Consider the following 12224-nt stretch of genomic DNA (forward strand, 5'->3'; position numbering starts at 1 on the left):
GTGGGTTCATGACCCGCATCGGCGCGATCTTCAATCCGTACACCCACACCCCCGACGAGTTCCGCGACGCCGTGCTGGCGGCGGAGTCCGCGGGACTGCCCGAGCTGTGGATCTGGGAGGACTGCTTCAAGCAGTCCGCGTTCGCCACGGTGGGCGCGGCCCTCGCGTGGACCGAGGCGCTGCGCATCGGCATCGGTATCGCTCCGATGCCGCTGAGGAACGTCGCCGCGACGGCGATGGAGATCGCGACGGTCGAGCGCCTGTTCCCCGGCCGGCTGCTTCCCGGCGTCGGCCACGGCGTGCTCGACTGGATGGGGCAGGTCGGGGCGCGCGTCGCCTCGTCGCTGACCCTCATGCGCGAGTACGTGCCCGCGCTGCGCGGCCTGCTCGCCGGTGACCAGATCAGCCTCGACGGTCGCTATGTCACTCTCCGCGACGTGCGTCTGGACTATCCGCCTGTCGCGCCGCCGCTCGTGTACGCGGCGGCAGAGGGGCCGAAGACACTGCGGCTGAGCGGCGAGGTGGGCGACGGGACCGTGCTCGACAGCGGGCACACGGCGGGGGAGTATGCGATCGCGACGGCCGCCGTCCGCGAGGCGCGTGCCGCGTCGGGTCGCGCCGGTGACCACGACGTGGTGGCCTACGTCGTCACCGCCTTCGGCGCGGATGCCGAGGCCCGGGCGATCGCCGACGTGGGCGACAAGCCCGATCCCGCCGAGCGCGCGCTGTGGGGCGACCCGGCAGACGTCGCCGCGGGCGCGCAGCGCTTCTTCGACGCCGGGGTGGACGACGTGGTGCTGCTGCCCTCGTCGCGCGGCGACATCGCCGAGTTCTACCGGTCTGCCGCCGAGGTGTCGCGCCTCGTCGGCGCGAGCGTCGCATGACGGCGGCCCTGTCGATCGGGATCGCCGCCGCAGCCGGCGCGGACGTCGGTGCGCGCGTCGCGGCGGCTGCCGAGGCCGCCGGGCTCCACGCGCTCTGGGTGAACGACACCCCCGGACACGACGCACTGGCCGTCCTCGCTGCCGCTGCGGGTGCCACCGAGCGGCTCGTGCTCGCCACGGGAGTGCTTCCGGTCGACCGTCGCACGCCCGACGGCATCCTCGCGAGCGCCGAGGCGCTTCCGGCCGACCGCCTCGTGCTGGGCATCGGCTCGGGCCAGCTTCGCACCGGAGCCGTCGCGAGGGTCACGGATGCTGCCACCGCCCTTCGCGCCCACACTCGCGCCCGCGTCGTGGTCGGCGCTCTGGGGCCGAAGATGCGCCGCGCGGCCGCCGCAGAGTCTGATGGACTCCTGCTCAGCTGGCTCACCCCGCAGGTCGCCGCCACGCAGGCGGCGCAGGCGCGGGAGATCGCACCGGCCACGCACGTCGCGCTCTACGTGCGGGCCGCCGCAGATCCTGCGGCGCTCCGCGCCCTCGAGGACGAGACCGCCCGCTACGCGGGATACCCGGCGTATGCCGCGAACTTCGCGCGGTTGGGCGTCGCCGCCGCAGACACCGTGATCCGTCCGGAGGAGCTGCGCGACCGGATCGCCGCGTACCGCGCGGCCGTCGACGAGGTCGTGCTGCGCGTCATCACGGCGTCGGGAACCGTCGACGACCACCTCCGGTTCATCGACGCGATCGCGGACGCCGTCGCGTGATCCGGACCATCGCCCGCTGGGCGCTGGCGGCACTGGTCGTGGCCGCAGGCGTGTCGCACCTGACCTGGGGGCGCCGCGGCTACCGCATCGTCGTCCCCGACTGGGCGACGCGACTGTTCCGCACCGACCAGGACACGATCGTCGTCGTGTCCGGTGTCGTCGAGCTGATGCTCGGCGGTGCTCTCATAGCGCTCCCCGGCGAGCGGCGCCGCACCGGATGGGCGGTCGCCGCGTTCTTCGTGGCGGTCTTTCCGGGCAATGTCCATCAATGGCGGACGCGCCGGCCGGCACCCCTGCTGCGCACCGATCGGGCGCGGTTCGTCCGGTTGCTGCTGCAGCCGCTGCTCGTCGTGTGGGCGCTGTGGAGCACGAGCGGCACCTCGGGAACCGGCCGGTGAGCCGACCCGTCGCGGTGGTCGCGGGGGCGTCCGGCTTCGTCGGTCGGGCCCTCGTCGGGGCCTTCGCCGAGGATGGCCACGACGTCCGCACCATCGGCCGGGCAGGCGCCGACGCGACGTGGGACGACAGTCGCGGCATCCGTGCCCTCATCGATGGCGCCGCGGTGCTCGTGAACCTCGCCGGGAAGTCGGTGGACTGCCGCTATACCGACGCGAACCGCGACGAGATCCTGCGATCCCGGGTGGAGACGACGAAGACGCTCCGCGAGGCGGTGACGGATGCTGCGACCCCGCCTCCGCTGTGGCTCAACGCCAGCACCGCCACCATCTATCGCTACGCGATGGACCGGGCGCAGACCGAGGCCGCCGGCGAGCTCGGGGTGGGATTCTCCGTCGACGTCGCGCGGAACTGGGAGGACGAATTCTTCGCGGGCGATCTGCCGGCGACGCGACGCGTCGCGTTGCGCATGGCCATCGTCATCGGCGACGGCCCGGCGACGAACATGCTCCTGCGCCTCGCGCGGCTCGGTCTCGGCGGCCCGCAGTACGACGGCTGGTGGTGGGCGCACCGTCGGTACCGCGGGATCGGTGCGCGTCCGACAGGGAACGGCAAGCCGCCGTGGCACCGGTCGGGCGGGCGGCAGCGCTTCAGCTGGATCCACCTCGACGACGTCGTCGGCGCGGTGCGTTTCGTGCGCGACCGGTCCGAGATCGACGGTCCGGTGAACCTCGCGGTTCCCGAGGCGAGCGACAACCGGACGCTCATGGCGACGCTGCGACGCCTCGTCGGGCGGCCGATCGGTCTTCCCGCCTACCGCTTCATGCTGGAGCCGGCGATGGCGGTGCTGCGCACCGAACCGGAGCTCGTGCTCAAGAGCCGGTGGGTCGCGCCCGAGGTGCTGCTGTCAGCCGGGTACGAGTTCGCGCACCGTGACCTGGAATCCGCGCTGAGGACGGTCACGCGCTAGCCGTCAAGCCGGGGACATGTGTCGGGGGCCGATGCCAGAATGCCGGTGTGCTGCTGAACGAGCTGGTGACCGCGACGGGCGAGGTCGCGGCGACCTCATCGCGCCTGGCCAAGATCGCCGTCCTCGCCACTGTGCTGCGCGGGCTTCAGCCCGACGAGATCGCTCCCGCCATCGGATTCCTCACCGCCAACCCGCGGCAGGGGCGGCTCGGCGTCGGGTGGCGGAGTCTCATGGGCCTCGATGTCGTCCATGCCGAGACGCCGACGCTGACCGTGCTCGATGTCGACGCATCCCTCAGCCGACTGGCGGGGGCCGACGGCGCGGGCTCGGTGCTCGCGCGCCGCGGCGAGCTCGATGCGCTCGCCGGGGCCGCCACGGCCGACGAGTGGGACTTCCTGGCGCGCGTCATGATCGGCGAGCTGCGCACCGGGGCGCTGGAGGGTGTGCTCCTCGATGCGATCGCGAAGGGTTCCGAGCGCGAAGCGCCCGTTGTGCGGCGGGCAGCGATGCTGTCCGGCGACCTGGGTGCGACGGCGCGCATCGCGCTCACCGGCGACGTCGACGAACTCGCGGCGGTCGGTCTGGAAGTAGGGCGCGGCGTGCTGCCGATGCTCGCCGCGACGGCAGGCTCGACGACGGAGGCGCTCGAGACGCTCGGGGCCGCAGCATCCGTCGAATACAAGCTGGACGGGGCGCGCATCCAGGTGCATCGCGACGGCGACGACGTTCGCGTCTTCACCCGGAGCCTCGCCGACATCACCCACCGCGTGCCCGAGCTCGTCGAAGCGGTGCGGGCACTGCCCGCCGAGCGGATGATCCTCGATGGCGAAACGCTGTCGCTCGACGAGGACGGTGGCCCGCGGCCGTTCCAAGACACGATGTCGCGATTCGGATCGATGGGCGACGACGCGGCGGCCACGGTGCTGAGGCCGTGGTTCTTCGACATCCTCCATCTCGACGGCCGCGACCTGATCGACGAGCCGCTGGCCACGCGGCTCGAGCTCCTCGATCGAGCCGTCGGCGCCGCACGCATGCCCGGCGTCGTCACCGACGACCCGGCAGAGGCCGAGGAGTTCTCGCGGCAGGCGCTCGCCGCGGGCCACGAGGGCGTCATGGTCAAGGCGCTCGACGCTCCGTATGCCGCCGGGCGGCGCGGCAAGAGCTGGCTCAAGGTCAAGCCGGTGCTCACCTACGACCTCGTCGTGCTGGCGGTCGAATGGGGGTCGGGTCGCCGCACCGGAAAGCTGTCGAACCTGCACCTCGGCGCCCGCGACCCGGAGGGGGTCTTCGGCGAACCGGGCGGCTTCGTGATGGTGGGCAAGACGTTCAAGGGCCTGACCGACGCGACGCTGACGTGGCAGACCGAGCACTTCCCGACCATCGAGACCCACCGCTCGGCGTACGCCGTGCACGTGCGGCCCGAGACCGTGGTCGAGATCGCGATCGACGGCGTGCAGCGGTCGACGCGGTACCCCGGCGGCGTCGCGCTGCGCTTCGCCCGTGTGAAGGGTTACCGCCCCGACAAGCGCTCCGACGAGGCCGACACGATCGAGTCCCTCCGGTCCCTCCTGCGAGGGTGACGACGTCGCCCCGTCAGCCGCGGGCGGCGACGTACCGGTGCTCGGGTCTTCCCGTGGTGCCGTAGCGCAGCCGCACCTCGACCTGTCCGCGCGCGGCGAGCGTGGCGAGATGGCGCTGCGCGGTCGCGCGCGAGATGCCCACCCGGTCGGCGACCTCGGCGGCGGAGGCCTCGTCGTCGCCGAGGCCCTCGAGGATCAGCTGCTCCGTCGCGGATCGGGCGACGGTGGCAGGCTCCGCAGAGCCGTGGAGGATCGTCAAGGCGCGGTCGATCTGCTCCTGCTCGAGCGGGCGGTCGGTGGCGAGGAGATTCCGCATGCGTGCGTAGCGGTCGAGGCGCTCCGCCAGCACGCGAGCCTCGAAGGGCTTCGTCAGGTACGCGAGTGCGCCCGCGCGCAGCGCACGACGCACGGTCGCAGCATCCGTCGCAGCCGACAGCACGAACGCGTCCACGTCGACGCCCGCAACGAACTCGACTCCGTCACCGTCGGGGAGGAATGCGTCCACGAGCAGCAGGTCGGGAGCGTGGGCCCGCACGGCCTGGCGCGCGGCCCCGAGCGAATGCACGGGGTCCAGTGCGGTGAAGCCGGCGCGGGAGGCCACGACGTCGCGGTGCAGCCCGGCGACGCGGAAGTCGTCGTCGACGACGAGCACACGGATGGGCTGGCTCATGCGTTCTCCTCTCGAGGGACAGCGGTGTCGATGCGCAGCGCGCCCGGTAGCCGCGCCCCGAACACGGCACCCGAATCGAGGCCGCCTGCGTCGATGAGCCACACGTCGCCGCCGTGCCGGCGGGCGAGGTCGCGGGACAGCGGCAGACCGAAGCCGTGTCCGTGCACCGCGTCGCCGGGGCCCGAGTCTGCCGAGCGAGAGCCGGCGCGCCCGAATGGATCGCTCCCGACCGGACGGATGCCGCGGCCCGAGTCGGCCACCGTGACCACGAGTGCATCGCCGTCGCCGAGCAGCGCGACCTCGACCCAGCGGGGTTCGTCGCCGGCGACCGCCGCGGTCACCGCGTTGCCGACGAGGTTGCCGAGGATCGCCGCGACGTCCTCCGGCAGCGCGACGTCGCTCAGCAGCAGAGTGTCGTCGGAGACCCGCACGCTCACGCCCCGTTCGCGCGCCGCCGCGCCCGTCGCGCCCAGGAGGGACTGGAGGAATGCGTCGGGAACGCGCTCGAGCCCGGCGACGGCGAAGTCGACGGCTCCGCGTTCGGTGAGGTCGCCGAGGAACGCGCGCGCCTCGTCGACGCGGTCGGCGTCGATCAGCCCGGATGCGACATGCAGACGATTGGCGAACTCATGGCGCTGCACGCGGAGCGCCTCGGTCATGGCGCGGACGGTCTCGAGCCGCCCGGCGAGCGCCTCGACATCGGTGCGGTCGCGCACCACGACGATCTCTCCGAGCGCGCGGGCGTCGCGGCGCACCGGACGCGTGTCGAGGTACAGGACGCGGTCACCCACGACCGCCTCCACGGCGGTCGCGCCCTCGCGCACGGCCCGGAGCACGTCTTCCGGCAGCGTCAGCTCGTCGAACCGGCGGCCGACGGGATCGTCGAGTCCCAGCATCCGCTCCGCCGCCTCGTTGCACACACGGACGACGCCGTCGGGATCGAGGGCGACGACGCCGTCGCCGACGCCTTCGAGCACCGCGGCCTGGTTCTGGACGAGGGCCACGAGCTCCTCCGGCTGAAGTCCGAGGGTCAGCCGTTCGAAGCGCCGCCGCAGGAGCAGCGTCGCCAGCGTCGCCAGGGCCACTCCGCCGAGCGCGGCGACCGCGATCGTCGTGAGGAGCGCGGGGAGGTCGTCGAACACGCTCGCGCGCTCGAAGCCGACGCTGACCTCGCCGGCCGGGGCGCCCCCGTCATCGGCGTAGATCGGCACCTTCGCGCGGGCGGACTCGCCGAGCGTGCCGACCTCCCAGTCGACCACCTCGTTGCCCTCGAGCACCTCGGCGAAGGGGGTGGAGACCACCTGGCCGAGCAGGTCCTGATTCGGGTGGGCGAGACGGATGCCGTGGTCGTCGGTGATGACGACGAACAGCGCGTCGGTGCGGTCGGCCACATCGGTGGCGATCTGCTGCAGCGGACCGTCACGGAGGTCCGCGGCATCCGGGGTTCCCGGGTCCGCCGAGAACTCGGCGACGAGGGACTTGACGTCGGGGTCTTCCGCGACGGTGCGGGCGATGTTGAGGGCTGCGGCCTCGGACTCCGCGCGCAGCTGGCGCACGCCCAGCCATCCGAAGACGAACGCGCACACGACGACGACGGCGGCGACCGTCGCCAGCTGCACCAGCAGCAGCCGTGTCGCGAAGCGCATGACACCTCCCGGGTGTGTGAGCGGACTGCGCGTGAGCAGAATGCGCAGAACACACGCTACGCGCACAACGTGAGGGAATGCGACTTACCGCGCGCCCGTCCGGGGCTCGACCCTAACCTCTCTCAGACGCACCGCGAAACGGTGCGAGAGACCTGACGCACCCCACGACGAAGGAGTCGACATGAACGCGGCAGCACCGTTCCTCCTCCAGGCCGCCGAGGCCGACGAAGGCTACGCGACGGCCTTCGTCCCGCCCGAATGGGTGCTGGTCGCCCTCGGGTTCACCATGGTGCTCGTCTTCATGGCGCTCATCATGACGCGGCGGCTCACGCCGATGGTCGCGCTCATCCTCGTGCCCACGGTGTTCGGCCTCTTCGCCGGCGCGGGGCTCGGGCTGGGCGACATGATCATCGACGCGATCGGCAGCATGGCTCCCACCGCCGCTCTGCTCATGTTCGCGATCATGTACTTCGGCATCATGATCGACGTCGGGCTGTTCGACCCGCTCATCCGCGCGATCACGAGGCTGCTGGGCGACGACCCGGCGAAGGTCGTGCTGGGCACGGCGCTCCTCGCGGGAGCGGTGTCGCTCGACGGCGACGGGTCGACCACGTTCATCATCACGACCTCCGCGATGCTGCCGATCTACCTGCGTCTGGGCATGAGCCCGGTCGTGCTCACGTGCGTGGCGGGCCTCATGAACGGGACGCTCAACATCGTGCCCTGGGGTGGTCCGACCGTGCGTGCCGCGACCGCTCTGGGCCTGCAGCCGACCGACATCTTCGTGCCGATGCTGCCGTCCCTCGCGGCCGGCCTGGTCATCGCGCTGACGTTCTCGTGGTTCCTCGGCCTCTCGGAGCGCAAGCGCATCGGCAGCATCGACGCCTCGCGCCTCGGCGACGACGGCTCGCTCGCCGGCCCGCGGATCTTCCGCGGCGCCGACACGAAGCCAGGCGCCCGTGCGACGCTGCGCACCGGCAACATCGTCACCGTCGCCGGCGGTCACGGGGGCGTGCCCGCGGCGACCGCGGTGGTGGACCGTGAAGACACCGCGATGGCGGATACCATGCTCGACCCGAACCGCGCGACGCTGCGGCCGAAGCTGATCTGGTTCAACCTGGCGCTCACGCTCGTGGTGATGGTGTTGCTGGTGCTCGACATCTTCCCGCTCGCGTACGTCTTCATGGTCGGCGCCGCGATCGCGCTGGTGGTCAACTTCCGAAAGCTCAAGAGCCAGGCCGACGAGATCGTCGCGCATGCCCCGAGCATCGTCGGCGTGGTGTCGATGGTGCTGGCCGCGGGCGTGCTGGTGGGCGTGCTGAACGGCACGGGCATGGTCGACGCCATGGCCACCTGGATCACCACCGTGATCCCGGCCTCGCTCGGCCCGTTCCTCGCCGTGATCACCGGCATCCTGTCGATCCCATTCACGTTCTTCATGTCGAACGACGCGTTCTACTACGGCATCCTGCCGGTGCTCGCGCAGAGTGCGGAGCACTTCGGGATCGCACCGGTCGAAATGGCGCGGGCATCGATCACCGGCCAGCCGGTGCACCTGCAGAGCCCGCTGGTGCCGGCGATCCTCCTGCTGGTGTCGCTGGCGAGCGTGAACCTCGGCGACCACCACAAGAAGGTGCTGTGGCGCGCCACGATCGTGTCGCTCGCGATGCTCGCGGTGGGCGTGCTGGTCGGCGCTATTCCGCTGATGGCCTGACCGACGGCGAAGCGCGGGCGGCGGGCATCCGTCGCCCGCGTTCCGCTGTCAAGGCCTGCGGCGTCGCCGCCCGGGCTCGTAGGATTTCGCCATGACCAAGGGACCCGCGCCCGACGCCTCGTATGAGAACCGCAGCTTCGGGGCCCCCGGGGCGAAGCGCACCGTGGTGCTCCTCCGTTCGGGGGTTTCGACCCTGTCGGACCCACGCCCCGATGCCACCGCACGGCGTGACGCGAGGATCGTCGCGGTGGGGCTCACGGTCGACGACATCGACGACCCCGCCGCGTACCGCGGCGCGACCCCTGCGGAAGCGACCGCGAGCGTCATCGCGCGGTTCGTCGCGGAAGAGTCGCACGGGCGCCCGGTCGGTCTGGTGGGAGTCGGAGAGGCCGGCGAGCTCGCGATCCTGGTCGCGGCCCATCTCGGCGAGGGCGTCGACAGGCTGGCGCTCGTCGCCGTCCCCCGACCCGAGTCCGAGCTCGGCGCGAGCGAGGTCGCCGAGATCCTCGACCGCATCGCCGCGAAGACGCTCCTCATGAACGGCCAGGCGGATCCGGCCGCCGCGTCGGGCGCGGCGCAGTGGTTCAAGAACCACCTGTCGTCGGCGCGCGTGGAGATGGTGCCGCGGACAGACGACCTCGAGGCTCGGCTGATCCTGGCCGACGTCTGGGAGCGCGTGCTGTCGCACGTCGCGCCCGGCACCGTGCGATGACCCGCATCGTCGTGCTGACCGGCGCCGGCATCTCGGCCGAGAGCGGCGTGCCCACGTTCCGCGGGGCGGACGGGCTCTGGGAGGGGCACGAGATCGAAGACGTCGCGACGCCGGAGGGCTTCGAGCGCGACCCCGACCTCGTTCAGGCGTTCTACGACGCCCGACGCCGGGCCGTCGCATCCGTCGTTCCCCACGCGGCGCATCGCGCGCTCGCCCGGCTGGAGGGCGCCATCGGCGCCGACCTGCTCGTGGTCACGCAGAACGTCGACGATCTGCACGAACGCGCCGGCACCCGCAACCTCGTGCACATGCACGGCGAGCTGCGCCGCGCGCTCTGCCTCGCGTGCGGATCCCGCCCCGAGTGGGACGACGACCTCCTCGACCGTCCCGCCTGCCCGGTCTGCGGAGAACGGATGCTGCGCCCCGACGTGGTCTGGTTCGGCGAGATGCCGTACGAGCTCGATCGCATCGAGCAGGCGGTCGTCGCGTGCGACGTGTTCGTCTCGATCGGCACGTCGGGGGAGGTGTATCCGGCTGCGGGATACGTCGCGCTCGCCGCCGCCTTCGGGGCGCGCACGGTGGAGCTGAACCTCGAGCCCAGCGACCCGGCCGTGCCATTCGACGAGGCACGCGCGGGCCTGGCGAGCGAGCTCGTGCCGGCGTGGGTCGACGAGGTGATCGCCGCACGGAGCGCATCGCGCTAGCGACATGAGAGCGCCGGGTGGACGAATCCACCCGGCGCTCTTCGCATGCCGTCGCGACGCTACCGCGCGCCGCCCGACCGCACCCTCGAGAGGGCGTCGACGGTGGCCGCGAGGATCAGCACGCCGCCGGTGACCAGCAGGTTGACGCCGGCGGGCAGGTTGAGCAGGCCGAGGCCGTTGGTGATCGTCGCGATCACCAGCGCACCGATCGCCGCATGCATGAGACGGCCCTTGCCGCCGAACAGGCTGACGCCGCCGACGACTGCTGCCGCGACACCCGACAGGACGATGTCGCGCCCGACGGTCGCGTCGACCGAGCCGACGCGGGCGACGCTCAGCAGAGCCGAGAACACGGCCAGGCTGGAGCAGATCACGAACGCCCACCACTTGATCCAGCGCACCTTCACGCCGGACCGGCGAGCCGCCTCCGCGTTGCCGCCGATCGCGTAGATGTAGCGGCCGAACTTGGTGCGATCCAGCAGGAAGGTACCGATCCAGAGGATGACCAGCACCACGGGCACCACGATCGGCACGCCGGCGACCTCGATCACGGACTGGCCGCGGTTCTGGTTCAGCACATACACGACGATGCCGCCGATGACGGCGATGGCGGCGAGCTTGATCCACACCATCGACAGGGCCCGGTTGGGAACGCCCGCGCGCTTGCGTCGCGCTCGGTCCCAGAACGACGTCCCCGCCGAGATGGCGAGCATGATCACCAGCATCGCCCAGCCGCCCCACACCGGCAGGTTGCCGTTCTGCAGCGCGATGAGCTCGGGCACCTCGAGACGGAACAGGCCGCCCGGGCCGATGATGACCAGCGCGAGCCCCTGGAAGCCCAGGAAGAGGCCCAAGGTGACGACGAACGACGGGATGCCGACTCTCGCGACGAAGAAACCTATCAAGGCGCCGGTGAGGAACCCGAACCCGAACCCGATCAGCAGCGCCAGCGGCCACGGGATGCCGAACTGCGCGTTCAACACGACGAACAGCGCCATGCCGACGCCGCCGGTGACACCGGCCGACAGGTCGATCTCACCGAGCAGCAGCACGAACACGAGCGCCATGCCGAGCACGACGAGCGTCGCGGCCTGGTTGAGAAGGTTGGCGAAGTTGCGTTCGGTGAGGAAGAACGGGCTGAGGATCGAGAACAGTGCTCCGAGGACGACGAGGCCGCCGATCGCGGGGAGGGCGCCCATGTCGCCGCCGCGCACGCGCTGCCACCACGCGCGGATCTGATCGCCGACGCCGCCTTCGACGCCGCTGCCGATCATGTCGCTGGCGAGTGGGTCGGGAGCGGCCTCGGTGCGGGTGACGTTGCTGCTCATTCCGCGCCTCCTTCGGTGCGAACGGTCGACGTGTCGAGGATCGAGACGCCGGCGGGTGTCTTGGTGCCGGTGATGTAGCCGACCACGTCGTCGCGGGTGGTCGAGGACGTCGGGATCTGCGCGACCATCTGGCCGAGGTACAGCACGGCGATGTCGTCGGCGACCTCGAACACGTCGGCGAGGTTGTGGCTGATGAGGATCACCGCGACGCCCTGCTCGGACAGGCGCTTGACGAGGTTCAGCACCTGCTCGGTCTGCGCGACGCCGAGCGCGGCGGTCGGCTCGTCGAGGATGACCACGCGCGCCTTCTTGAGCACGGCACGGGCGATCGCCACGGTCTGGCGCTGGCCGCCCGACAGGCTGGACACCTTCTGGCGGACCGACTTCACGGTGCGCACCGAGAGGGAACGCAGCGTATCGGAGGCCTCCTTCTCCATGCGGCCCTCGTCGAAGGTGCCGAAGGAGAGCTCCTCGCGGCCGAGGAACATGTTCTGCACGATGTCGAGGTTGTCGCACAGTGCCAGGTCCTGGTAGACGACCTCGATGCCGAGGCCCGAGGCGTCGCGCGGGGCGTGCAGATCGCGGTGCTGGCCGTCGATCAGGACTTCGCCCTCGTCGTAGGGCTGCACGCCGGCGAGGCCCTTGATGAGCGTGGACTTGCCGGCGCCGTTGTCGCCCACCAGGGCGGTGACCTTGCCGGGGTGGACCCTCAGGTCGACGCCCTTCAGGACGCTGACCGGTCCGAAGGATTTCTTGACGCCGACCAGCTGGATGATCGGCTCGGCGCCGGCCGTGGTGGCCGGGGCGGTGGTGATTGTGTCTGACATGCTCGCTTCCTTGGGAATGCCATGGTCCGGCG

Annotated in this window: 12 protein-coding genes; 8 read left to right on the forward strand and 4 right to left on the reverse strand. The window is 71.5% G+C overall.

Annotated features, from left to right (window positions below; all coding sequences use genetic code 11):
* The first annotated feature begins 8 nt into the window (after window positions 1-8).
* From ACFC1K_RS17730 to ACFC1K_RS17750, 5 genes are read left to right on the forward strand one after another with little or no spacing between them, the layout of a single operon-like run.
* Entirely contained in the window at window positions 9-884 is an 876-nt protein-coding gene (locus ACFC1K_RS17730; protein WP_375872613.1) for an LLM class flavin-dependent oxidoreductase, read from the forward strand.
* Window positions 881-1645 (forward strand): LLM class flavin-dependent oxidoreductase, encoded by a 765-nt coding sequence (locus ACFC1K_RS17735; protein ID WP_375872614.1) that lies wholly within the window; start codon window positions 881-883, stop codon window positions 1643-1645. Before ACFC1K_RS17730 ends, ACFC1K_RS17735 begins: the two co-directional genes overlap by 4 nt.
* Window positions 1645-2043: a hypothetical protein gene (locus ACFC1K_RS17740; protein WP_310292303.1), complete on the forward strand. Its 399-nt coding sequence runs from the start codon at window positions 1645-1647 to the stop codon at window positions 2041-2043. The genes ACFC1K_RS17735 and ACFC1K_RS17740 overlap by 1 nt, the downstream gene beginning before the upstream one ends.
* On the forward strand, window positions 2040-3011 hold the full coding sequence (locus ACFC1K_RS17745) for an epimerase (protein ID WP_375872615.1): 972 nt from the start codon (window positions 2040-2042) through the stop codon (window positions 3009-3011). The genes ACFC1K_RS17740 and ACFC1K_RS17745 overlap by 4 nt, the downstream gene beginning before the upstream one ends.
* Before the next feature lie 47 nt (window positions 3012-3058).
* Entirely contained in the window at window positions 3059-4591 is a 1533-nt protein-coding gene (locus tag ACFC1K_RS17750; RefSeq protein ID WP_375872616.1) for an ATP-dependent DNA ligase, read from the forward strand.
* A 13-nt stretch (window positions 4592-4604) separates the two neighbouring features.
* Here ACFC1K_RS17750 and ACFC1K_RS17755 read toward each other — a convergent pair whose 3' ends face one another.
* Window positions 4605-5261: a response regulator gene (locus tag ACFC1K_RS17755; protein ID WP_375872617.1), complete on the reverse strand. Its 657-nt coding sequence runs from the start codon at window positions 5259-5261 to the stop codon at window positions 4605-4607.
* Window positions 5258-6907 (reverse strand): ATP-binding protein, encoded by a 1650-nt coding sequence (locus ACFC1K_RS17760; RefSeq protein WP_375872618.1) that lies wholly within the window; start codon window positions 6905-6907, stop codon window positions 5258-5260. Before ACFC1K_RS17760 ends, ACFC1K_RS17755 begins: the two co-directional genes overlap by 4 nt.
* A 181-nt stretch (window positions 6908-7088) precedes the next feature.
* Here ACFC1K_RS17760 and ACFC1K_RS17765 point away from each other — a divergent pair, with 181 nt between their 5' ends.
* From ACFC1K_RS17765 to ACFC1K_RS17775, 3 genes are all read left to right on the forward strand, one after another.
* Entirely contained in the window at window positions 7089-8621 is a 1533-nt protein-coding gene (locus ACFC1K_RS17765) for a CitMHS family transporter (protein ID WP_310292127.1), read from the forward strand.
* 91 nt (window positions 8622-8712) lie between these two features.
* Window positions 8713-9333 (forward strand): hypothetical protein, encoded by a 621-nt coding sequence (locus ACFC1K_RS17770; RefSeq protein WP_375872619.1) that lies wholly within the window; start codon window positions 8713-8715, stop codon window positions 9331-9333.
* A complete protein-coding gene (locus ACFC1K_RS17775) occupies window positions 9330-10037 on the forward strand; it encodes an NAD-dependent deacylase (RefSeq protein WP_375872620.1) in 708 nt (235 codons plus the stop codon). The genes ACFC1K_RS17770 and ACFC1K_RS17775 overlap by 4 nt, the downstream gene beginning before the upstream one ends.
* 59 nt (window positions 10038-10096) lie before the next feature.
* Here the strand turns inward: ACFC1K_RS17775 and ACFC1K_RS17780 are convergent, their stop codons facing one another.
* Both ACFC1K_RS17780 and ACFC1K_RS17785 read right to left on the reverse strand, forming a co-directional pair.
* Window positions 10097-11365 (reverse strand): sugar ABC transporter permease, encoded by a 1269-nt coding sequence (locus tag ACFC1K_RS17780; protein ID WP_375872621.1) that lies wholly within the window; start codon window positions 11363-11365, stop codon window positions 10097-10099.
* On the reverse strand, window positions 11362-12192 hold the full coding sequence (locus tag ACFC1K_RS17785) for an ATP-binding cassette domain-containing protein (RefSeq protein WP_375872622.1): 831 nt from the start codon (window positions 12190-12192) through the stop codon (window positions 11362-11364). The genes ACFC1K_RS17780 and ACFC1K_RS17785 overlap by 4 nt, the downstream gene beginning before the upstream one ends.
* Window positions 12193-12224 lie beyond the last annotated feature (32 nt).

Origin of the sequence: Microbacterium sp. NPDC056057 (genome assembly GCF_042266945.1) — a bacterium.
Classification (GTDB): Bacteria; Actinomycetota; Actinomycetes; order Actinomycetales; family Microbacteriaceae; genus Microbacterium; species Microbacterium trichothecenolyticum_C.

Excerpts from the sequence above, each read along its gene's own strand:
- ACFC1K_RS17760 (WP_375872618.1), bottom strand. The coding sequence starts at position 6,907 with ATGCGCTTCGCGACACGGCTGCTGCTGGTGCAGCTGGCGACGGTCGCC.
- ACFC1K_RS17730 (WP_375872613.1), top strand. The coding sequence starts at position 9 with ATGACCCGCATCGGCGCGATCTTCAATCCGTACACCCACACCCCCGAC.
- ACFC1K_RS17785 (WP_375872622.1), bottom strand. The coding sequence starts at position 12,192 with ATGTCAGACACAATCACCACCGCCCCGGCCACCACGGCCGGCGCCGAG.
- ACFC1K_RS17770 (WP_375872619.1), top strand. The coding sequence starts at position 8,713 with ATGACCAAGGGACCCGCGCCCGACGCCTCGTATGAGAACCGCAGCTTC.
- ACFC1K_RS17780 (WP_375872621.1), bottom strand. The coding sequence starts at position 11,365 with ATGAGCAGCAACGTCACCCGCACCGAGGCCGCTCCCGACCCACTCGCC.
- ACFC1K_RS17755 (WP_375872617.1), bottom strand. The coding sequence starts at position 5,261 with ATGAGCCAGCCCATCCGTGTGCTCGTCGTCGACGACGACTTCCGCGTC.
- ACFC1K_RS17735 (WP_375872614.1), top strand. The coding sequence starts at position 881 with ATGACGGCGGCCCTGTCGATCGGGATCGCCGCCGCAGCCGGCGCGGAC.
- ACFC1K_RS17765 (WP_310292127.1), top strand. The coding sequence starts at position 7,089 with ATGAACGCGGCAGCACCGTTCCTCCTCCAGGCCGCCGAGGCCGACGAA.
- ACFC1K_RS17775 (WP_375872620.1), top strand. The coding sequence starts at position 9,330 with ATGACCCGCATCGTCGTGCTGACCGGCGCCGGCATCTCGGCCGAGAGC.